Source organism: Undibacterium sp. KW1 (assembly GCF_009937955.1).
In the GTDB taxonomy this organism is placed as follows: Bacteria; Pseudomonadota; Gammaproteobacteria; order Burkholderiales; family Burkholderiaceae_D; genus Undibacterium.
Map to the genome: position 1 here is coordinate 5,355,413 of NZ_AP018439.1, position 23,644 is coordinate 5,379,056.

General features: G+C 51.0%; 15 protein-coding genes. 3 read left to right on the top strand and 12 right to left on the bottom strand.

Annotated elements, in window-relative coordinates:
- Positions 1 to 21 precede the first annotated feature (21 nt).
- From UNDKW_RS24070 to UNDKW_RS24110, 9 genes are all read right to left on the bottom strand, one after another.
- Positions 22 to 5,154 (bottom strand): DUF4214 domain-containing protein, encoded by a 5,133-nt coding sequence (locus UNDKW_RS24070; protein ID WP_162060817.1) that lies wholly within the window; start codon positions 5,152 to 5,154, stop codon positions 22 to 24.
- Positions 5,155 to 5,427: 273 nt separating this feature from the next.
- Positions 5,428 to 6,153, bottom strand: a complete 726-nt coding sequence (locus tag UNDKW_RS24075; RefSeq protein ID WP_162043369.1) for an amino acid ABC transporter ATP-binding protein — start codon at positions 6,151 to 6,153, stop codon at positions 5,428 to 5,430.
- Between the two features lie 20 nt (positions 6,154 to 6,173).
- Positions 6,174 to 6,863 carry an amino acid ABC transporter permease gene (locus UNDKW_RS24080; protein WP_162060818.1) on the bottom strand — a complete coding sequence of 230 codons (690 nt, stop codon included), beginning with the start codon at positions 6,861 to 6,863 and terminating at the stop codon, positions 6,174 to 6,176.
- A 2-nt stretch (positions 6,864 to 6,865) separates the two neighbouring features.
- Positions 6,866 to 7,618: an amino acid ABC transporter permease gene (locus UNDKW_RS24085; protein WP_162060819.1), complete on the bottom strand. Its 753-nt coding sequence runs from the start codon at positions 7,616 to 7,618 to the stop codon at positions 6,866 to 6,868.
- A gap of 120 nt (positions 7,619 to 7,738) precedes the next feature.
- Positions 7,739 to 8,686, bottom strand: a complete 948-nt coding sequence (locus UNDKW_RS24090; RefSeq protein WP_162060820.1) for a transporter substrate-binding domain-containing protein — start codon at positions 8,684 to 8,686, stop codon at positions 7,739 to 7,741.
- Positions 8,687 to 8,891: 205 nt separating this feature from the next.
- On the bottom strand, positions 8,892 to 9,788 hold the full coding sequence (locus UNDKW_RS24095; RefSeq protein WP_162060821.1) for an amino acid ABC transporter substrate-binding protein: 897 nt from the start codon (positions 9,786 to 9,788) through the stop codon (positions 8,892 to 8,894).
- 412 nt (positions 9,789 to 10,200) lie between these two features.
- Positions 10,201 to 11,487, bottom strand: a complete 1,287-nt coding sequence (locus UNDKW_RS24100) for a Glu/Leu/Phe/Val dehydrogenase (protein ID WP_162060822.1) — start codon at positions 11,485 to 11,487, stop codon at positions 10,201 to 10,203.
- Positions 11,488 to 11,747: 260 nt separating this feature from the next.
- Complete coding sequence (locus UNDKW_RS24105; protein WP_162060823.1) at positions 11,748 to 12,719, bottom strand: LysR family transcriptional regulator; 972 nt, start codon at positions 12,717 to 12,719, stop codon at positions 11,748 to 11,750.
- Between the two features lies 1 nt (position 12,720).
- The gene (locus tag UNDKW_RS24110; protein WP_162060824.1) at positions 12,721 to 14,598 is read right to left on the bottom strand and encodes an ABC transporter ATP-binding protein/permease; all 1,878 of its coding nucleotides are present in this window, start codon (positions 14,596 to 14,598) and stop codon (positions 12,721 to 12,723) included.
- 273 nt (positions 14,599 to 14,871) lie between these two features.
- On the opposite strand from UNDKW_RS24110, the gene UNDKW_RS24115 reads away from it, so the two are divergent.
- Complete coding sequence (locus UNDKW_RS24115) at positions 14,872 to 15,552, top strand: acetyltransferase (RefSeq protein ID WP_162060825.1); 681 nt, start codon at positions 14,872 to 14,874, stop codon at positions 15,550 to 15,552.
- On the opposite strand, the gene UNDKW_RS24120 is transcribed toward UNDKW_RS24115, so the two are convergent.
- Complete coding sequence (locus tag UNDKW_RS24120; protein ID WP_162060826.1) at positions 15,527 to 17,176, bottom strand: glycosyltransferase; 1,650 nt, start codon at positions 17,174 to 17,176, stop codon at positions 15,527 to 15,529. The two genes, UNDKW_RS24115 and UNDKW_RS24120, sit on opposite strands and share 26 nt — an antisense overlap.
- 149 nt (positions 17,177 to 17,325) lie before the next feature.
- On the opposite strand from UNDKW_RS24120, the gene UNDKW_RS24125 reads away from it, so the two are divergent.
- On the top strand, positions 17,326 to 17,745 hold the full coding sequence (locus tag UNDKW_RS24125) for an acyl-CoA thioesterase (protein ID WP_162060827.1): 420 nt from the start codon (positions 17,326 to 17,328) through the stop codon (positions 17,743 to 17,745).
- Positions 17,746 to 17,753: 8 nt separating this feature from the next.
- Complete coding sequence (locus UNDKW_RS24130) at positions 17,754 to 19,331, top strand: alkaline phosphatase (protein ID WP_162060828.1); 1,578 nt, start codon at positions 17,754 to 17,756, stop codon at positions 19,329 to 19,331.
- A 70-nt stretch (positions 19,332 to 19,401) separates the two neighbouring features.
- On the opposite strand, the gene UNDKW_RS24135 is transcribed toward UNDKW_RS24130, so the two are convergent.
- Together UNDKW_RS24135 and UNDKW_RS24140 are read right to left on the bottom strand one after the other, a co-directional pair.
- Positions 19,402 to 21,078: a long-chain fatty acid--CoA ligase gene (locus tag UNDKW_RS24135; RefSeq protein WP_162060829.1), complete on the bottom strand. Its 1,677-nt coding sequence runs from the start codon at positions 21,076 to 21,078 to the stop codon at positions 19,402 to 19,404.
- Positions 21,079 to 21,397: 319 nt separating this feature from the next.
- Positions 21,398 to 23,494 (bottom strand): molybdopterin-dependent oxidoreductase, encoded by a 2,097-nt coding sequence (locus UNDKW_RS24140; protein WP_162060830.1) that lies wholly within the window; start codon positions 23,492 to 23,494, stop codon positions 21,398 to 21,400.
- Positions 23,495 to 23,644: the final 150 nt, after the last annotated feature.

A 23,644-nucleotide genomic window follows, 5' to 3' on the forward strand; every position in this document is an offset into this window, starting at 1 on the left:
CCTGCTTTGCTGCGAACCTGATTAAGCGATGAAGTCGCCAGCGACGATGGAACCTGCGCCAGTGATTTTAACGATAAAGTCAGTTGCATCAACTGCACCAGTAGTGCCACCGATGTTTTGGAAGGCGTATGTACCAGCTGCTGTACCTGCGGCTACAGTGATGATGTAAGCCTGAGTGTTCGCTGCCAGAGCCGCGCCAGCACCAGTTGCTGCTGTAGCGATTGCTGCTGCCAGAGTTGCTACGTCAGCGTTAGCGATGTTCAGTGCGTTCAATGTTGTTGCATTAACGCCTGTTTTGAACACGTCAGCGCCAGCAACTTTGAAGTTTGCCACTGTATCGATAGAACCGATGTTGGAACGTGTTCCAGCAGTAGTTGCATCGATAGTTTCAGCACCAGTTGCAGTTGCAGACAGGTTGATTGTATCAACACCTGTACCGCCTGTAATGGTGGTTGCACCAGTACCAGTACCCAGAACATTCAGGGTCTGACCACCAGTTCCAAGGATGACGTTATTGATTGCAGTAGAAGCAGACTTGGTGAAGTTCAAAGTCACACCAGCACCGTTTTCATTAGTCACAGTCCATGCGGCGTTAGTACCACCAGTCACATTCACGGTTTCAACACCGGTTACCTTTGCAGACATATCCAACGCAGCAGTCACAGCACCTACGTTCAGGATGTCACCGGCACCAACACCACCGTTAATACCATTGGCAGCAACAGTTGCCGTGATAATGGCATCGCCCACTGTGAACGTATCGACACCTGTGCCACCAGTGACAGAAATCAAGCCAGCCGCGCCAGTGAAGGTATTTGCACCATTCGCAAGTACATAATTTTCTACAGTCGCGTTACCAGCGATAGTACCTGCTGTAGAGAATGTGAAGGCATTTGTACCTGTCGCCGTGATGCTGGTGAAAGCACTGTATTGAGCTGCAGACAAAGTAATACCAGCATTGCTGGCAACCACCAGGCTTTCGAAGCCAGAGATATTCGCACCAGCAATATTGGATGACGCGACCAGACTCAGGATGTCGGATGTCCCTGCACCTGCAGTGAAAGTCCCACTGTAAGTCTTGCCTTCCATGGTCAAGGTATTGTTACCTGCACCCAGATTGACATTACCCGCCAGCATGGAGTTGCCGGAGTTTGCCAGGTAGACGCGGTCATTGCCTGTGCCGCCATTGACAGTGGTAACACCTGCGGTAGCAACGTTGAAGTACACGTCTGTCGATGTATTGTCGATTGCCAGTGTCTTGATGTTAGTGATGGTATTGCCGCCACCGATAACGATACTGCCGCCACCAGTGAATGTGATCATGTCTGTATCACCGGCATTACCGTTGACAGTTGTACCAACCAGCGCTGCCGCATTACCTGTGAAATTATCATTCACGCTTGCTGTACTGTTAAATACACCACCTGCAGTCAGGGCAATCGGCGCCAGAGCTATGCCACCGCCATTGACTGGATTAGTACCTATGACACCAGCAATCGCAGTAGCGCCACCGGATGTACCGATTGCATTCGATGTCGTCGTGTTGTTCACGCCACCACCAGTTGCGTTGGAAGAAGACGTTACGTCGAATACCAGACTGCCGCCTGTGACCGTAATAAAGGACAGGTCGATGTTATTAATACCACCAATATCGTCAACGATAGTCAGTTGATGAGGTACGTTACCAGAGAATGTCAGCACAGGACCAGACAGGTTCAATGCCGCACGCGCTGCGATTAATGCAGCATATTGGGAAGCAGTGATCACAACAGCAGAGTTCGCTGTGATGTTTTCAATACCAGACAATTGTGCACCAGCCAGGTTGATCGCACCGTAAGTAACCAGTGTATCGTTACCTGTACCCAGGTTGATGGTGTCTGTCACTACACGTGCCACGGCATTTGCTGTGGATTGTGCGTTCAGGTTCACACCGTTTTCAGATGTGTTGTATGTACCGGCAACATAGTTACCCAGCAAGACAACGCGGTCAGCACCAGCACCCAGGCTCAGGAAGTTGGCGCCACGGGCCAGAGTCACGTCCAGAGCAGATTGTGCTGTCAATGCGCCTGCATCGATCGATACACCAACAGTGGCGTTAGCAACGTTGACGTTGTCCAGTGCGCGGATAGTCAGACGTTCTACGTGTGTTGTTGTGTTAGCAGCCTGGTAGCCGTCAACCAGTGCATCAACGATCGTATCGTTCAACTGGATTTGGGACACTTGGGTGACTGCTGTGTCGTTGGTCAGTTCGATGTTACCGATGTTGCTGATACCGTTGAAGTCACCGATCGCTGCGTTTGTTGCATTACGCAGTTCGATGACGTCATCATTCTTCTGGCTGTTGTTGGTGGTGTTGTTGTCCACTGCACCGCCGTTGATGGCGTGTGTACCATTGAAGTTGGCATCTGTGAAGATGATACGGTCTGCTGTGCGGCTTGCACCTTCTTCGCCGTTGTAGCTGAAGCGGCTTGTGGCGCTCAGGCTACGGGCGTCGATGACGACTGCGCTTTCAACGGCTGTACCAGCTGTGTCTGCGGCGTTAGCTGCATCATTGGCTGTGTCGTTGTCGTTGACGATAGCCAGAACACCACCGTTGTTGTTGGCAGCGATCAGGGCATCTGTCAATGTCAGACGGTAGTTACCTGCACCGTCAACACCGGCGTTGTTGGAGGTACCAACCAGACGGATTGTTTCGAAACCGGAAACGTTAGTCCATTCAGACGCGCCCAGAGCGATGGTGTCGCCCAGTGCTGCACCTGTCAGGTCGCCGTCGATGACGAGTGTGTCTGTACCAGCACCACCTACGACTGTGTCGGAGATTGTCAGGCCAGCACGTGTGTCTTGCAGGTTATCGAAAGTGACTGTGTCGTTACCAGCACCCATCTTGATGTTTTGCGCGCCGTTAGCTGCACCGCTGGTGGAAACACGAACGATAACGCTGGCTGTTTCTGCGGATGCATCGATGTTAGCGGCAACCAGTTTGATCTGGCCAGCTGTTTTGGACAACTCTTGTACGCCAGCGATGTTGGCTGCTGCGCCGCCTGTTGTGTCGATACGGTACAAACCGCCGTTACCTGCAACTGTGGTGTCGAGGTTGAGGAAGGTTGTTGTGGAACCAGCACCTGCTGTTGTGCCGATCGTGATGGTGCCTGTGTGGGCAGCAACGTTGGCGAGAGCAACTGTGTTGGATTCTGTATCAGCATCGACCAGAGTGATGTTTTCAACAGCGTTGGTGTTCAATACGAAGTTGAAACGTGGGTCAACGTTCAAGCCTTCAGCGATCGTGACAGCAACGGTATCGGATGCACCAGTCGCAGTCGCCAGGTTGGCGTTGATGGTGGATTGGCCGATGGCGTTGGAGCCTGTGTCGCTATGACGGATGGTGATGGCTGCAGCTTGACCAACACTCAGGTTGTTGAGTGTGAACACGTCTGTACCAGCGACTGGTGCGGAGTTCGCAGGAGCTGCGACGTTGGTGTTGGAGACGTTGCGAACCAGTACGCCTGTGACGTCTGGCAGTTTGGCGAAGTCAACTGTGGAAGCGGCGTTGTTCAACAACACTTGCACTGCTTCTACTTTGGTGATGATGGAGGAACCAGCTGCACCGGCTGTGACGTTACCGCCGTTGACGATGACCAGGGTATCTGTACCGTCGCCGCCTGTGATGCTGTCGCCTGTTTCTACTGTGTCTGCCAGGTAGAATGTGTCGTTACCAGAACCGCCAGTGATGGTGACGTTTTGAACGGAACCGGATGTGTCAGCTTTACCAGTGGTGAAGATGCCATTGCCGAGGTTCAGGGTCAGGTTGCCTTTGAATGCGGATGCATCAATGGCGGACAGACGGCCTGCTGCTTGGAGGATACCACCGGAGAAGTTGGTGGATTCAATGGTTGTTACACCATTAACAACATTGGATGTTTGGGCCAGTGTGAGGTCTTTGTCGCCAGTGATGATGACTTTGCCTGCTGTACCTGTGTCCATTGGCAGGTTGAGTGTGCCGATGTTGTTGGTGTTGCCTGTGCTGTTGATGGTCAGTGTTTCGTAACCTTGGTTGCCTACGCCTGCGGCGGATGTGCCGGAGGTGTTTTGACCAATGTTGACGGTACCAACTTGGACGTCGGACAGGTTCAGTGTACCTGCATTGGCGCCGAGCAGTGTGCCGTTGCCGAAGGAGAATTCAACGACGCCAGCGTTGTTGGCGTTGGTGCTGGTCAGGGACAGTGTGTCGAGAACGGATTTGATGTTTTCGATACGGGCAACGTTTGTACCTGCTGTGGAGGCGATACGGTTGATACCAACATTCTTCAAGCCAGTGGCATCTTGCAAGTCAACTGCAACAACGGCGTTGTTGTTGACGTTTTGTGCATCAGCAGAGCCAGTGAACGTGAAGTTCGCTGTCTGGATGTTTTTGAGCGTTGGGGTGATGATTGGCGCGCCGTTGTCATTGGAGTTACCCAGTGTGGCTGTCAATTTGTTGTTGGCTGTGGCGGATGTGTTGGAGCCTGTCAGGACGTCTTCGTCTTGCAGGGCGTTGACACGGGAACCACCGTTTGGTGTGTAGACGAGGCCAGCTGTGAAGTTTTCTGCTGTAGCGATGTCTGTGTTGCTGGTCAGTGCGAAGTCTTTAACACCACCACCGTTGACGATGGATGTCAGGACTGCATCTTGAACTGCGATCTGGGATGCTTGTGTGGCGGAATCCAACACTTTGCTCAACCAGTCCTTGGCCAGGGCTGTGTTGGCTGGCAGGGAGTAGGCAACGATTTCTTCGTTGGTGTCGATGGCTGTGGTGAAGGAAGTCGCAGCGGCAACTTTGGAGTCAACGGCAACTTTGTCTGCACCAGTAGCACCACCGAGGATGGCCAGAGCGGCTTGACCCAGTGTGACTTTGCCGTTCAACAGTTGACCTGTCCAGTAGTTGAGACCTGCTACGTCAGCTTTGTGGCCGAACAGGTTGTTGTAGATGGTGTTGACGGTGTCTTCTGTTGTTTTACCAGCGAATACGGTGGCGTATTCTGCTTGTTTGGAGAAGCTGTCGGCGATTTGGTTCAGTGTCAGGCCTTGGGCCATCCAGTAAGCCAGACCATTTGGGTCTGCTGGGCGGTTGAAATAGGCGATGTAAAGCTTTTGGATGTCTGCTGCTGTGTTGGCCATTGCGATTTGTCCTGTGTAATTGTTATTAATACAAAATGAAATAATTGAAGAACTACTTTTCAGTGCATTTTTTTAGCGATGAAAGATTAGCACGGCAGGACTCTTTTACCTGTGACGTAAATCACAATTTCCACTGTTTTACAGAGAACCTGCCCATAAAATGAAAACAGCCCTGAAATCAGGGCTGTTTTTCAAATCAAACATCAAGCCAGAGGGCAAATTTCAAACAAATGCCATAATGCAATTTATTAAAAGTCAGGCATTAGCTAGGTATTAGTGAATGATTTTTGCCAGGAAATCACGGGCACGGTCTGAGCGAGCATTGTTGAAGAATTCGTCTTTTGAACAATCTTCAACGATCACGCCCCTGTCCATGAAGACTATGCGGTTTGCCACTTTCTTGGCAAAGCCCATTTCATGCGTAACCACCATCATGGTCATGCCTTCTTGCGCCAGGCCTACCATGACATCCAGCACTTCATTGATCATTTCAGGATCAAGCGCAGAAGTTGGTTCATCGAACAGCATGGCGATCGGGTCCATGGACAAGGCGCGGGCAATCGCCACACGCTGTTGTTGACCACCGGACAACTGACCAGGGAATTTGTCTTTGTGCGCAATCAGGCCGACGCGGTCGAGGTATTTGAGACCGCGCTCAGTCGCTTCCTCTTCTGAACGTCCGAGCACTTTGACCTGGCCGATAGTCAGGTTCTGACGGATAGACAGGTGCGGGAACAACTCAAAGTTCTGGAACACCATGCCTATGCGTGCACGCAATTTGGACAAATTGGTTTTAGGATCGCCAACAGAAACACCCTCTACCGTGATCTCGCCTTTCTGGAAAGGCTCCAGGCCATTGACGGTCTTGATCAGGGTGGATTTACCAGAACCGGACGGGCCGCAAACAACCACAACTTCACCCTTGGACACTTCGGTCGTGCAGTCAGTCAACACCTGGAACTGACCATACCATTTACTGACATTATTCAATTTAATCATTTCAAATCTCCACAATATTCTTAACGTATGATCGCCACTTTTGCTTGCAACTTCTTCACGAGTGAGGACAAGCCAAAGCACATGACGAAATAGACAACCGCTGCGAAGGAATACATTTCCACCAGACGGCCATCACGCTGCGCCACTTTGGCTGCAGAGCCAAAAAAGTCAGGAATGGACAAGATCGATACCAGTGACACGTCCTGGAACAAAACGATGGTTTGCGTAAACAAGATGGGAATCATATTGCGGAATGCCTGAGGCAAGACAATATTACCCATGGTTTGCCAGTAGTTCATGCCCATAGCATAACCGGCCCAGATCTGGCCACGCGGAATGGACTGTATGCCTGAACGCATGATCTCGCAGTAATAAGCTGCCTCAAACATGACAAAGGTGATCAGGCAAGAAGAAAAAGCACCCACGGCCACAGGCTCATTTGCACCAATTATCCAGGCACCAATATAGGGCACCAGGAAATAAAACCAGAACAGCACCAATACCAGAGGTATCGAGCGCATCAGGTTGACATAACCGGAGGCAAACAGATTGATCAGCCTGTTGCTGGACAAACGCATCATCGCCAATAAAGTGCCGATGATGATACCGCCTGTCATTGCCAGGAAGGTCAGCTTCAGTGTAAACACCATGCCAGTCTGGAACAGATACATCCAGGAACGCTGAATGACATCAAAATCAAAATTACCCATGTTTAGTGCCCTCCACTATTGGCTGAACCAGAAGTAATGAAACCTGGTACGCGCAGTTTCTTTTCCAACAAATTCGACATCAGGATCGCAACCACAGACACGATCAGATAGATGATGGTGGCAGCACTGAATGCCTCAAAAGTCTTAAAAGACATTTCTTGCATGGAACGTGTACTTGCCATCAGCTCTATCAAACCGATGGACAAAGCCACCGAACTGTTTTTGATGATCGCCGCCACTTCATTGATCAGTGAAGGAATGATGATGCGAAATGCCATGGGCAACAGCACAAAGCGGTAAGTTTGTGGCAGTGTCAGACCCAGTGCCGTACCCGCCATTTTCTGACCACGTGGCAGGGCATTGATACCCGTTGATACCTGTACCGCCACCCTGGCTGAAGTAAAAAACCCCAGGCTCAGTACTGCCGTGACGAAAGGTGCATTCGGCAATTGCTTAAGTGCCGTGCCCCATGCTTCAGGCAAGACTTCAGGGAAGACAAAGTACCAGAGAAACATTTGCACGATCAGTGGAATGTTCCTGAATAATTCCACATAGGCATTTGCCAGCCTGACTACCCATTTGTTTGGCGCTGTGCGCAATGTTCCTATCACCAGGCCCAATGCCAAAGCAATCACCCAGCCCAAACCTGCTGTCGCCAGCGTCCACTTAAGACCAGCGATCAGGGATTCAAAATAGGTTCCCGTTCCATCGGGCGCAATGTCCCAAAAGATATTCCAATTCCAGTTGTAATTCATATTCTCCTCCTGTGCAGCGCTTTCAGTCCGCTTTTTGCAAGATGATGCATACATGGTCTTGCAAAAGAAAACGGGAGGTGCATCCCCCCGTTTTGTCGGACTACCTTACCTTGCTATGTATTATTTTTTCTTGTTCAAAACGGCTTTTTGAGCCTCTGGAACAGCAGCATAAGCAGAAGGTTCACCTGAATCTGTAGGCTTGGCGGCCACTGCCTTGAGCTGATCAGACATAGGCCAGTTCAAGGCGATGCCTTTAGGTGGAATAGGTTGCATGAACCATTTATGGTAGATGCGGTTAACATCACCAGAAGTCAGTACATTGCCTATCGCTGTATCAACTACTTTCTTGAATGGAGCATCGTCTTTACGCAGCATGATGCCGTATGGCTCAACTGACAGTGCTTCCTTGCTGATTTCATAGTCAGCTGGATTTTTTGAGTTGGATACTTGTGAAGCCAGCAGGATATCATCCATGACCCATGCGACTGCACGGCCAGTTTCTACCATCAGGAAAGCTTCTGCATGATCCTTGGCTGGCAAAATATTGATGCCCAGATTCTGGTCTGCATTCAGCTGTGTCAGCTGTTTCAGGTTGGAAGTACCTGAAGTCGATACCACAGCCTTGCCTTTAAGGTCAGCCAGGGTTTTAACGCCAGAAGATTTTTTTGACAGAATACGGTTAGCGGTCACAAAAGTGGTCGGTGCAAACGCAACCTGTTTTTGACGTTCTACGTTATTGGTTGTAGAACCACATTCCAGATCGATCGTGCCATTGGCCATCAAAGGAATACGGGTAGCAGAAGTCACCGGATTCATTTTGACGTTCAGGGAAGACAAACCCAGTTGCTTTTGCACTGCCGTCACAATTTTCATGCACAGGTCAATGGAGTAACCCTGATAGGACTGCTTATCGTCCAGGTAAGAAAAAGGGTTGGAGGAATCACGCACGCCCAGGGTGATGATGCCTGTATCCTTGATTTTTTTCAGCGTACCAGTTTCCTGCGCCTGTGCTGCACCAGCAACCAGGCCAGCACCAACCAAAGCTACCAACAATTTCGAAAATTTCATACTGTCTCCAAAAAGTTAAATCAAAAAATCGTGGCTTTGAGTTTAACAAAAACCCTCAGCAAATTACCGTTTTTTTCAGCCGGTTTAATACGTATTACTACTTATATGTTGCTAAAAAATTAGACAGCCGTTACTGCTAACAGATCAGATAAATTCCACCACCGTAATATTCTTCCTACCTGCTGGCAAACACGGAACCAGCCTGTTAATCCGCAACCTTGTCCGTAGGGAAGCGGATATTGTCGCGCAACAGAAAATTCATGGGCATGTTCAGGTTTGCACCTTTTGGGGGCACAGGCTTACGGAACCACTTGTCATACAATTTGGTGACTTCGCCATCACTCATCAGGCGCGCCATTTCACGGTCCAGCAGATTCTTGAATGCAGGATCATCCTTGCGCAGCATGATGGCATAGGGCTCGGTAGATAATGAATCGCCTACCACAACGAACTTGCTGGGGTCTTTGGCATTGGCGCGTTGCCCGTACAGGAGCACGTCATCGACGGTAAAGGCATCTGCTGCACCGCTCTCTACCATGCCAAAGGACTCATTATGATCAGCACCTTCCAGCAATTTCAAATCCAGGCCCCTGACCTTGTCACGGTCATTGAGCAGCTTGACGGTCGTCGTCCCCTTGGAGGTCACGACTTTTTTACCCTTGAGGTCAGTCCAGTTTTTGATGCCGGAATCGGTCCGGACTATCATTTTTGCGGTGGCAAAGAAATGGGGGATAGTGAAGGCGACCTGCTTACGGCGCTCCGCATTATTGGTGGTTGAACCGCATTCCAGATCAGCCTTGCCCTCAGCAATGGCAGGAATACGTGTGCTGCCTGTCACCAGAACATAATTCACGTTGAGTTGGGGCAGCTTGAGTTCTTTTTTTATCGCATCGACCAGTTTCAGACAAATGTCCATGGAATAGCCGATGGGCTTCTTGTCATCACCAAGATAAGAAAATGGAAAAGACGCTTCACGGTGCGCGATAGTCATCGTGTGCGTCTCTTTGATGCGTGCAAGGGTATCCGCGGCTAATGAAAGCGAGGAGCACAGGACTAGCGCACAGGGCACGCCAGCCTTTACTATCCATTTCGAAACTTTCATATGATCCCCTTTGAACTTAATTCAGGATGGTAATGATAAAGCCCAACAAAATTCAACAGAAAAATTCACATTTAACAAAATATTATTCGGTTTTTTTGACAATTCACTCTTGCAAAGATTTCAAAAACAAGTATGCAATTATTGTTCCATACTCTTGCACCACCTTAACCGGATTAAACTAAGCCTTGATGACACTGATATATTCAACTGCAGCACCTGCGTTAAGCTTCTTTACAACGCCCTGACTCAGCAAACGGACTCATTAAACAAAATGAAGCGAAATGAAATGAAATAAATGCGCATGCGACGCAAAAATGGCTTTTCTTTAGCCAAGTCCACATCGCATCACGCCTCGTTCGCATGATTGATCAGCTATCAGCATAGGTGATCAATAGCTTTTTACAATTCCAGATTATGGATACAAGCCGCGAACTTCACGCGCCTGCAACACTCTGGAGCAACCGATGATAAATGCTGCTGTACGCAAGGAGACGTTTTTGTCTTCTGTAACTTGCCATACAGAATTAAAAGCTTCCTTCATGATGCGGGTCAGGCGCTGGTTGATTTCATCTTCAGACCAGAAATAGCTGGAGAAGTCCTGTACCCATTCAAAATAAGACACGGTTACACCGCCGGCATTGGCGATCACGTCTGGCACAACCAACACGCCTTTATCGCGCAAAATATCATCTGCTTCTGGTGTAGTCGGACCATTCGCGCCTTCGAGTATGATTTTGGCGCGGATCTGGTCAGCGTTTTTCAGGGTGATCTGTTGTTCCAATGCTGCCGGGATCATGATATCGCAGTTCACGGCCCAGAATTCATCATTTGGCAAAACAGCTTCTATACCTTCAAAACCGGCAACACTGCCTTTGGCTGCCACGTGATCCAGCAGTTTGTTGACATCAATACCATTCGAATGGAAGATCGTGCCACCGTGATCTTGCACAGCCACGATCTTGGCACCTGCTTCTGCGAACAAACGAGCAGCAATACCGCCTACATTACCAAAACCCTGCACGGCAATTTTTGCACCAGCAATGCTCAGACCACGCTTGGCTGCAGCTTCGCTACCGACCACGAATACACCACGGCCAGTCGCTTCACGACGGCCCAGGCTACCACCGAGGGAAATAGGTTTGCCTGTAACGACACCAGTAGCAGTACGGCCTTCATTCATGGAATAAGTATCCATCATCCATGCCATGGTTTGCTCATTGGTGTTCACGTCTGGTGCCGGAATGTCTTTGTCCGGGCCAATGATGATGCCAATTTCAGAGGTGTAACGACGCGTCATGCGCATCAGTTCGCCACGTGACAAGGTTTTTGGATCAACGCGGATACCACCTTTTGCACCACCGTAAGGCACGTTCACCGCCGAGTTCTTGATCGTCATCCAGGCAGACAAGGCCATCACTTCTGACAGCGTCACATCCTGATGGAAACGCACACCACCTTTGCCTGGGCCACGGGAGGTATTGTGCTGTACACGGTAGCCTTCAAAGTGAGAAATGCTGCCGTCATCACGTTCGATAGGCACATCGACGATGAGGATACGCTTGGGGCGCTTCAGGGTTTCTACCCAGCGTGACAAATGGCCAAGGTAAGGAGTAACACGATCAATTTGCTCAAGGTAAACTGACCAAGGACCGGTCTCAGTCGGGGTAAGATAAGACGGTATCTGGTGCTGGCTGGACATTATATGACCTCTTGAATGTGGTTTGAACTGACTTGCAAATCTTGCATTTTCAGACAGGTCTTTCACCCGCGCTGAAAGCAGACGCATAGTAGTCTTTTCGCTTTGAGATCAGCCAATGCTTTGTTTGCATGTATCTATGCATGAAATGCATAACCATGTAGTGGCCTTATGATATGTTCGGCCTGATGCCCTGGCCCGCTACCGCACTCCTCTTTTGATGTTTTCAATTTAGCAAACCCGTGCAGAATCCGTGCATAATATCAACTACTGCGACGGCTCTTTCCTTGCCGGTTTTTTCCCTGACTTTCTTCCGTCTGCAATTGCTCCAGGTATTCCCACAAACGTGAAACGATGGCCTTGCCCGGTCTTTGTATGGATGGCCGTTCACGGTACAGGCGGATTTCCATATTCACTTCCCAGGTACCACTGCCATCATCGGCACGTGCCAGTTGCTTTTGCTTGACTTCGCGGGTCACCGCAGACTCTGGTAGAAATGCCACGCCACGGCCTTCCAGCGCCATCATTTTCAGGCCTTCTGCCATATCGGTTTCATAGCATTTTTCCAGATGCAAAGGCTGGCGTGTGTCATTCAAAATCAGATCTACCATGCGCCCCAGATAGGCATTGTTGGCATAGGCCAAAAAGGGTAATGGAGTTTTTTCTGTCCCTGGCAAACGCAATTCAGGCACGCCATGTTTGTCGCAACGCGTGTAGGCGCGCACGGTCTCTGTACCCATGCTGATCATGTCGTACTGACCGCTGTCAAGCAAGAGCGGCTGACGCGGATGGTGATAGCAGAGCATGAGATCACAACCACCTTCTACCAGGGTCATGACGGCATCATGCACATTCAACGCCAGCAAACGGCTGTTGATTTCACCAAAGGCCTGATCCAGGCCTGTCAGCCAGCGCGGCACGTAGGTCAGCGATAGCGTATGCGGCACAGCAAAATCCACTGTGGTTTGCGTGGTAGTGCGCTTGCCGCGCAACAGCGCGCGGGCATTATTGATTTGCCCCAGCATGGCAATGGCCTGCTCGTAAAAAACTTCACCCGCATGCGTCAGCCTTGTCGGATACGACGTGCGGTCTATCAGATCGCTGCCCAGCCAGGCTTCCAGCGATTGTATGCGGCGTGAAAAAGCCGGTTGCGTCACATGGCGCAATTCTGCAGAACGGCTAAAGCTGTTGGTCTCTGCCAGGGATACGAAATCTTCCAGCCACTTGGTTTCCATTTTATGCGCTCACGAGTTCAATTTCATCGGCTTCGTCATCATCTTCAGCCATATCTTTTTTCTTGCTTTGCTGCCTTTCCCACATGCGCGCATAAGCACCGTGCAGAGCCAGCAAATCATGGTGGGTGCCGCGCTCTATGATATGGCCTTTGTCCATGACCAGTATCTGCTGCGCATCAACAATCGTCGATAATCTGTGGGCGATGACCAGGCTGGTGCGGCTGCGGGCGATGTCTTTCAATTGTGCCTGTATCAATTGCTCGGACTGAGAATCAAGTGCGGATGTGGCTTCATCAAAAATCAGGATGGACGGATTCTTCAGCAAGGTGCGCGCAATCGCCACGCGCTGTTTTTCACCGCCTGATAATTTCAAACCACGCTCGCCAACCATGCTGTCATAACCGTCGGGCAGCGACTCGATAAAGTCATGGATATAGGCAGCCTTGGCAACCGCAATAATCTCTTCTTTACTCGCCCCCGGTTTGCCATAGGCGATGTTGTATTCTATGGTGTCATTGAACAGCACCGTGTCTTGCGGAACTATGCCTATCGCCGCCCTGACTGAGGCCTGTGTCACGTTGCGCAAATCCTGTCCATCGATGGAAATATGGCCAGACTGAATATCGTAAAAACGGAACAATAAACGCGACAATGTCGATTTACCAGAGCCGCTATGGCCTACCACTGCGGTGGTTGTACCAGGGGCAATCGTAAAATCTACATCGAACAAAATCTGGCGCTTTTCTTCATAACTGAAATTCACATGCTGGAAGCGTATTTCAGCACCATTTTTATGGTGCACCTGTAGCGCTTGTGCAGCAGCATCGTCAGCCACTTCGCGGTTCTGGTCGAGCAGGGAAAACAGCCTTTCCATGTCGGCCAGGCTTTGTTTGATTTCACGGTACAGGACACCGAGAAAATTCAAGGGAATATACAGCTGTATCATGAAGGCATTCACCAGTACCAGGTCACCCAGGCTCATGGTACCATCGATGACACCCTGGGTTGCGCGCCACAGTATCAGGGTCACAGCAGTAGCGATGATCATCGATTGACCGGTGTTCAGCAAGAACAGGCTGCTTTGCGATTTGACGGCGGCAGTTTCAAAACTTTTCAGGCCTACGTCATAACGCTGGGCTTCGTATTCTTCATTACCAAAATACTTCACCGTTTCATAGTTGAGCAGCGAATCGATGGCCTTGGTATGCGCTTTGGAATCAAGCTCATTCATGGTACGGCGAAAATGCGTGCGCCATTCAGTGACAACAATGGTGAACACGATATAGGTCACCAGTGCCGTCGCGGTAATCACACTGAACCATTTATCGTAATGGGTACTCAGGTAAATCAGGACCAGGGTAATTTCCAGCAAGGTAGGGACAATACTGAACAGGGCATAAGAAATCAGCGAAGAAATCGCCCGCGTGCCCCGCTCTATATCGCGGGTGACACCACCGGTTTGCCGGTTCAGGTGAAAACGCAAAGACAGGGCATGCAGGTGGCGAAACACTTGCAGGGCTATCGTGCGCACTGCCCTTTGCGTGACTTTGGCAAACACGAACTCACGCAACTCTGTGAACAGGGTTGTTGATAAGCGCAGGGCACCATAGGCAATCAACAAGCTCACAGGCAAGACCATGACAGCCGCCGGATGGGCGGGGCTGATGGTCATGCTGTCGACCAGATTTTTCAAGACCATGGGCACACCGACATTGGCCAGTTTGGCCGATACCAGAAAGGTCAACGCCAGCAAAACCCGCCACTTGTAGGCCCACAGATACGGCAGCAGGGTTTTGACAGTGGACCAATCGCCGCGCTGGGCAGGATTGCTGACCGGAGCAGAGGGAGAAGGATGACGAACGGATTCTCGGCGTCGCATTAAAGATGTACTCGTATGAAGGTTGAATGGGCTTATCAGAACTGGCACGGCTAGTACTGACGTGAATTGGCAATTCAACAAAATCGCCCCGGCTTCTGGCAGGCGACAGAGAGAACAACACATCATGCAAAAACTGCATAAGGAAAATTATAGGCCATAAATCAGATGTTCATCGGCCACCGCTCTCTGGCTATCGTACAATTTGCATTTCGTCACCACCACGCAGGTATACTGTGGCGAAAATGTCCCACATACAAAGTACAAAACTACAATATGAACAAGAATAAACTCGTAATTTTTGGCAGCAGCAATATTTTGTCTGACTTGTTTGATTGCGCCCTGGCCCATGGCCTCACCGTATCAAAAATTGTGTTGCATTTGCCAGAAACACCAGGCGAGCGTGACATCCCCCTGCAAGACCGGATAGCCGGATGGACGCAATATGGCGCGACACCTGAAGTCATCAATCTTGCTGATTTCATCCCTGCTGCGGATGAACTGTATCTGCTGGGGCCGACCACACCGACACGCAATGCTTTGGAACAGGAAATACTGCAGCGCCATGCTGGCCTGGAATTCCATACACTGATACACCCACGTGCCTTTGTATCGCCATTAGCAAGACTGTCACCTGGTGTATTTGTTGGTGCGAATAGCGTGATAGGTCCCGGTGCCGTACTGGGTCGCCATGTCTTTGTGAACCGCGGTGTCACCATAGGGCATGACACCCATATCGGTGCTTTTTCACGGGTGCAGCCAGGCAGCAATGTCGGTGGCTTGTCGCGCATAGGACACAGTGTCACCATCGCCATAGGTGCCACCCTGATAGAGCGCCTGCGCATAGGTGAACATGCCTTCATCGGTGCAGGCGCTGTCGTGATCAGCGATGTTGAAGCCGGGGCGCTGATGGTCGGCAACCCGGCCAGATTCAAGAAGTCTGTGCTGCCATCCTGAGATGAAAACGCTGTAAAGCCAGCTCGCATGCACCCTGCAAGCTGGCAGCCGCCTTGCTCAAATCCAGATATTCGTCAAAATGCTTTTGCATGGCGAGCCCGGCAGTTTTTCTGACATCAGGATTAGCCAGCCACAGCGCCAACGTCTGGAAATATTCCTGCAAGTCAGCCTGTGCTGCACTACCCAATTTATCGCCACCGTCCGAGCCCTGCAAACTCAGCGCTGGCAAGCCCAGGGCCATCGCTTCTGCGACGGCAAAACCGCCACCCATCATGGGTGGGTTGATATAGATATCGCTGCAGGCCAGGTATTTGACGGCGTCCGCGCAAAAGGCGAAACAGCGTACCTGCCCAGTACTTGCTGCCTGCAAGGCTGTTGGCATGGCACCGTTGCCACCAATGATGAGCCACTGCACCTGAGAGTGCCCGTCCAGCACTTGCAGCATGGCCTTGGCCCATGCGCCCTGTATCCTGGATTCGCTCTCATTGACGAGCGTGACCAGTAGCAGCTTGTCTGGTGCCAGTCCTAAAGATGCGCGTGTGTGATTGCCTTTGATCTCTGGCCTTTGTACACGGTAAGAGTGATGGTAAGCCTGGCTGGCCGGGAAAGCCGTAGTCCATTGCGAAGCCTGTAAGCCCTGCAAGTCTTGTTGCGCAGTCAGCCATACATCGGCGGGTGACATTGGCGACAGGGAGTTGATGCCCAGACTGAGTACCGGACGGGCTGGATAAGCTGCTGCCGCCAGCCCCGCATACAGACCAACAAACATGACCAGGTCAGGGTCAAAAGAGGCAAGCGAACCCAGCAGGCTTTTCCATCTTTGCAGCAGCGAAAAGCGCGTATCGCCGGTCATGACCTGCCCGCCCTGCCCCAGGTATTTGTCCCAGCCTGCAGTGACAAACTGTGGCTCGGGTGTATAGGAACGGCTGCCGAGATAATGCATGAAGTCTGGCCCAAGCATTTCTTGCGCTGAATACAGCACGACTTCATAACCTAGCTGGCGCAGGTTTTCTGCCTGCTGCAAGGCCATCAGCGTGGGTGGATGCTTGATATTACTGACAAAGGGTGCGATCAGGGCTACCTTGCGTACTTCGTTGATAACACGCAGCTTCAACACCTGCGCGGGTTGCACCTGCTGCCATATCCAAGAGTTAAGACTGGCGGCAATCGCAGGCAGCGCCAGTTCCTGCAGGCGTTGCTGAAAAGCCTGGCGACCAGGAATATCGAGCAAAACTCTTTGCCAGCTATATTGCAAAAACGTGACCATGCGGTCTGCATCAAAGGGCTGCAAGCTCAGGGCAATTTGCCCGGCCTGCTGCAAATATTCTGGCCTGCCGGTCAGCATGTCGAGGAAAGTAGCGCGGTAAAATCCTGGCAAGCCGCTGGCAGCGACATTCGCCAGCAGGAATTGCTCAAGTTGCAGCGTCAGCGCCGGTGTAGCATGACGGCGCATCAGATCGACCATCTGATGCCAGCAATGGCTGGCTGTGGGGTTGGCTACCGTGCGCAAGACCACATCGTCGAGCAGTCTTAGTTCTTCGTGTTTTACTTCCATTGGCTGTTCTTTATGTTTTTCCACCAAAATCAGCGGCCGTACCAGCCAGTCTGCTCTATTCTGGCTCATGAAATTACTACATTGTCATCAACTTCACAATATATCACCCTGTAAGTCGCTGGCAAGCCACTTGCTTTGCTCAGTCAGCATTAAATCTGGTTTAAGATTTGCCTGACCACCTTCTACTCATCCTACTCATTCTATTTTGCAAAATTATTATGACTGAACAAATTTCCAACGGCTTGCCAGCCCACATGCCTACCCTCAGGGTCATGCCCATGCCCGCTGATGCGAATGTGCATGGCGACGTATTTGGCGGCTGGATCATGTCACAGGTCGATATTGCCGGTGCCATCCCTGCGGCACGCCGTGCCAATGGCCGCGTTGCCACCATCGCAGTCAATTCTTTCCTGTTCAAGCAACCGGTATTCGTTGGCGACCTGTTGTCGTTTTATGCCGAAGTCATCAAGGTAGGCAACACTTCGATCACAGTATCAGTAGAAGTATATGCCGAACGCAACCGCTTGCAGGCTTCGACCGTCAAAGTCACGGAAGCAACCCTGACTTACGTCGCCACAGGCAACGACCGCAAACCACGCCAGATTCCGCCACTGGAAGAAATCACCAGGGTGGGCTGAGCATTGGTATGAAGTTAACACGCCGTTCGTTTTTACAGCAGTCCCTGCAATTCACTACTTTTGCTGCACTGTCCCAGGCTTTTCCCGGCTTTGCCGCCGAGCGCAGCAGTGTTTATCCTTTCAGCCTTGGTGTAGCCTCAGGCTCGCCGCGACAGGACAGCGTAGTCTTGTGGACACGCCTCCTCCCTGAGCCACTGAATGCAGCCGCGCTGTCCGCCATTCCCTATAAGCTACGCTGGGAAATTGCCGAAGATGAGCAATTCAACCGCATTGCCGGCAAAGGTGAAACCCATGCCTTGCCTGAGCTCGCGCATAGCGTGCATGTGGATGTCACTGGCCTGCTGCCAAATCGCTGGTACTGGTACCGCTTCATGCTGGGCGATGCAGTCAGCCCGGTAGGCCGCACCCATACGGCACCGGCTGCCGATGCACTGAACGTCAATCTGCGGCTGGCCGTGGCGTCTTGCCAGCACTGGGAGTTTGGTGAATATGCGGCGCACCGGCATATTGCTGCCAGCAATCCTGATCTGGTGGCATTTCTGGGAGATTATATTTATGAGTGGGGGCCTTATGACTTACGCCACCCTGGCAAGCCGCGCAACCGCGAGATAGAGAGTTTCAGCCTGGCAGATTACCGTGCCCGTTATGCACAGTACAAGACCGATCCGCAATTGCAGGCTGCCCATCATGCGGCACCATGGATAGTCACCTGGGACGATCATGAGATCGCCAACGATTACGCGAATGACAGAGACGAACGTCTGGACGTGAACTTCATGCTGCGTCGTGCTGCTGCCTACCAGGCATTCTATGAGCATATGCCAGTACGTTTGCATGCTGGCCATACCGACTTCGTCAATATGCGTATTTATGAGCGTTATGACTGGGGCAGGCTGGCGCGCTTCCATGTACTCGACAGCAGGCAATACCGCTCGCACCAGGTGTGCCCCAAGCCTGGTCGCGGTGGTTCGAATTCTGTCACCAATGCAGAATGCAGTGAGCGACTCGACCCTAGTCATAGCATGCTGGGCATGGAACAGGAGAGATGGCTGGCGCGCGGCTTTGCCAGTTCAAATGCGAAGTGGAATATGCTGGCCCAGCAAACACTGATGGCGCAATCTAGCCAGACTATCATCAATCAGGAAGGTGATGGCAAATTCTGGACCGATGGCTGGGACGGTTATCCCCTTGCCCGCCAACGCCTGATGGATGATCTGCAAAAGCACAAGCCTGCAAATCCTGTCGTGATTTCTGGTGATGTCCATACCTTTTATGCAGCTAATCTGAAGCGTGATTTTTATAGCAAGGCATCGGCCAGCAACCCCATACTGGCGACGGAATTCTGTGGCACTTCGGTCACCTCAAGCTCACGCCCGCAAGAGCGCACTGAGCAATATGTGGCACAAAACCCGCATATCAAATATGGCCGCAGTGATAAACGTGGATTCATGCTGCTTGATCTTTCACCGACCAGGATACAGACACATTTCCTGGCGCTGGATGATGTGGCTAAAGCAGATTCCGGTATTTCCACGCTCAGGAGTTTTGTTGTTGAAGATGGCAGAACGGGTGTGGTCGTCGCCTAGCCGCCAGGTTCAGGCATGCAATAAAAAAGGAAGGCTAAGCCTTCCTTTTTTATTATCAAGAGCCAGGTACTCAGGCTTTTTTCTCGTCACGCAATTCGCGACGCAAAATCTTGCCCACATTTGTCTTAGGCAGCTCAGAACGGAACTCGATGTACTTCGGTTTCTTGTAACCAGTGAATTGTTCCTTGCAATAATCCATGAGCTGATCGACTGTCAATGCTGGATCTTTGCGCACGACAAACAATTTCACGGCCTCGCCAGAGTTTTCATCCGGCACACCAACGCAGGCACACTCCAGCACGCCCGGATGCATGACGATGACTTCTTCAATTTCATTGGGATAAACGTTGAAACCGGATACCAGGATCATGTCTTTCTTGCGATCGACGATCTTGGTATAACCGCGTTCGTCCATGATGCCAACGTCACCGGTTTTGAAGAAGCCATCTGCCGTCATGACCTTGGCAGTTTCTTCAGGACGGTTCCAGTAACCAGCCATGACTTGCGGGCCACGGATGGCGATTTCACCACGCTCACCCAAAGCAACCGGATTGCCATCATCGTCCAGTATGGCTATTTCTGTAGATGGGATAGGCATACCTATGGTGCCGGAGAATTCCTTGGTATCTGCCGGATTGGCGGTAGCGACAGGTGAAGTCTCGGACAGGCCATAACCTTCGGCAATGGCGCAGCCAGTGGTCGCCAGCCATTTGTCGGCCACGGCTTTTTGCACGGCCATGCCACCGCCACTGCATATCTCATAACCTGAGAAATCCAGTGCAGCAAAACCTGGATTATTCAGCAAGCCGTTATACAGGGTATTCACCGCCGGGAAAATATTCACTCTGTATTTGCCCAATTCCTTGATGAAGCCAGGAATATCACGCGGATTGGGTATCAACAAATTCAAGGCACCGATGCGGGTACCAAGCAGGCTGCAGACCGTCAGCGCAAAGATGTGGTACAGCGGCAAGGCACAGACAATGACTTTCTGCTCGTCAGTATGACCGGCCATACTGGGCGAGAGCCAGGCATCATTTTGCAGGATATTGGCAACCACATTTTTATGCGTGAGCGTCGCCCCTTTCGAGACACCGGTAGTACCACCAGTATATTGCAGGAAAGCTACATCATCATGTGTAGTTGTCACAGGTGTGAAACTGGTACCTGCAGCCTCAGACATCACTTTATTGAAGCGGATGGCGTTAGGTAAAGAAAATGCAGGTACCATTTTTTTGACATGGCGCACGACAAAGTTGACGATAGTCCCTTTCAAGCCACCCAGCATTTCGCCCATATTGGCGACGATGATATGTTTGATTGCCGTTTTGCTGAGTACCTGCTCCAGCGTGGTGGCAAAGTTTTCGAGGATGAAAATGGCTTCTGCACCAGAGTCCTTGAGCTGGTGCTCAAGTTCGCGCGGCGTGTACAAAGGGTTGACGTTAACCACCGTATAACCAGCACGCAGAACCGCTGCCATGACAACAGGATATTGCAATACATTTGGCATCATGATGGCAACGCGTGCGCCTTTCTTCAGGCCCTTGCTTTGCAACCAGCCTGCCAGTTGCCTGGACATGGTATCGAGTTGGCCATAGGTAATACGCTTGTCCATACAGGCATAGGCATCACGTGCAGCATACTTCTGAAATGACTCGTCAAGCATTTGCACCAGGGATTGATACTGGTTGATATCAATTTCTGCCGGTACACCTGCAGGATAGTTTTTCAGCCAAATTTTATCCATATCTTCTCCGTCTCCTGTGATTGTTGTTTTACGCCTTTGCCTTGCGCATCTTGCTTTGGGTCTCTCACTTTGCGCCTATCACTACGCACGGTGTAATTGCACAAAGACAAGCCTTGCAGGCATGGGTTTCCTAGTTTCGATGCTATCGGCTAAGTTCGGCTAAAGCAAGCGATTTAAAGCCTACTTGAAAGCATCCTCTAGGGAAATGTCGCAGCGCAACAAATCTGCATTGGAAGATTTTGCCTGCTTTTGATGTGCAACAATACCAGCCTGTCACAGTTATGACAGGCTGGTGATGCAAGATGAGGGCGATGTTGATTTATGCAGCAGTAGTTTGTGCACACTTCTCAACTTGTACCAGCAAGTCGTAGAAAGTAGGGCCACCACCCATGTCAGTCAGGCGCTGACCGGTGACTTCGTTGGCATTCTTGCGGTCATCTGCAAGTTTTTTCCACCATATCGACAAGCCTACCACCAGGCCCGGCCTGGCTTTGTCGGTAACGCGGGCGATGGCTTCAAAACTGCCCCTGTCATTGAATATCCTCAACTTGTCGCCCTGTACGATGTGACGACTGCTGGCATCTTGCGGATGTATGTCCAGATGCGGTTCACCCTCGGTATCACGCAGGCTTTGTACATTGACGAACGTGGAATTCAAAAAATTGCGCGCTGGAGGAGAAATCATGGCCAGCGGATAACGCGATGCCAGCGCTGCATTCGATGCCACTGATTCATAGGGGGCTATGTAAGCGGGCAAGGGGTCTAGTCCATCGCGCTTCATGGTCTCGCTATAAAACTCGCATTTACCGGATGGTGTACCAAAGCCTCCATTGGCAAACGGCGCGTCTGCCACCTTCAGTTTGGCCCAGCCAGTTTTCTTTAATGAAGACCAGTCAAAATGCACCGCATGTGCATGATTTTTATTGAAGGCCAATGCGGCGATATCATCATCGCTGTCTGCAAAACAGGCATCGTCAAAACCCATGGCCCTGGCAATCAGACGGAAGATCTCTGTATTCGGTTTGGCTTCACCAAGAGGGGTAATCGCAGGATTATTCGCCATCATGTACAGATGGCCATAGGTGCTATGAATGTCCGTATGTTCCAGTTGCGTCGTTGCTGGCAATAATATGTCGGCATAGTCTGCGGTATCAGTCTGGAAGTGTTCCAGAACGACCGTGAACAGGTCTTCACGCGCAAAGGCTTGTGCGACTTTGGAAGACTCAGGCGCGATAGCGACAGGATTGGAGTTATAGACGATCACGGCCCCCACTTTGGGACCAAACTCTGGTGAGGCTTCACGCAATAAATCATCACCTATGGTGCTCATATTGATGGTGCGGCGAGGGAAACCTTCAGGGAATAAATCTGGTCTTTGCAAGGCTGCAGTATTTTTGGGGAAGGCATCAGACATCGACAATTGCGTACCGCCAGCAGCATGACGCCAGGCACCTGTCAGCGCGGGCAGACAAGCGATATTGCGCACTGCCATACCGCCACCATGCACCCTTTGCACCCCATAGTTCATGCGTATCATGCTGGCTTCGCCACGCTTGCCGCATTCGCCATATTCTTTGGCGAGTTGGACGACTTCATCGGCGCTGATACCGCATACTTCAGCAACGCGCTCCGGTGTCCATTCTGCAACCCGTTCACGCAATTGTTCAAAGCCCAGGGTATGTTCTGCGATGTAATCGTGATCGAGCAAATCCTCACGTATCAGAACATGCATGAGACCGAGCGCCAAGGCAGAATCAGTACCCGGCAACAAGGCGATATGCTGATGGCATTTTTCTGCGGTCAGTGAACGGTAAGGGTCAATCGCAATCAGCTTCGCACCATTGCGTTTGGCCTCTTGCACGCGCATCCAGAAATGCAGATTTGACGCGATAGGGTTGCCACCCCACATGATGATCAGTTTCGCATTCTGGGTATGTTCTATGTCTGCGCCCTGGCGCGTACCTACGGTATATTTATAGCCGACGCCACCCGCTGTCGCACATATAGTGCGATCCAGAAATGAAGCACCAATCTTGTTGAAGAAGCGCATTGCCATACTCTCGCCCTGCACCAGGCCCATGGTTCCTGCATAACTGTAAGGCAGGATGGATAACGGATTGCTGGCAGCCAGCGGCTTGAGTTTTTCAGCGATGGTCGCAATCGCTTCCTCCCAGGTGATGCGGACAAACTTGCCCTCACCTTTTTTGCCTATGCGTTTTTGCGGATAAAGCAAACGGTCAGGATGGTAAGTGCGTTCTGTATAACGCGATACCTTGGTGCACAATACGCCCGCCGTCGTCGGATGCAAGGGATCGCCTTTGACTGAAGTAGCGACGCCGTTTTCTACAGTCACGTGCAGGGCACATGTGTCGGGGCAATCATGCGGGCATACGGCTTTGACGATATTGCTACTCATAGTAATCCTGGTTCAATTATTTACATACTACTACTGTGCTTGATACTGTGCTTGCTTATTCAATTAGTGCCGCATTAGTACTGCATTAAGGCATTGAGCTTTGCATCTGTCTATTGCACCTATCTTATTCCAGAGTCCGTTATGACTACC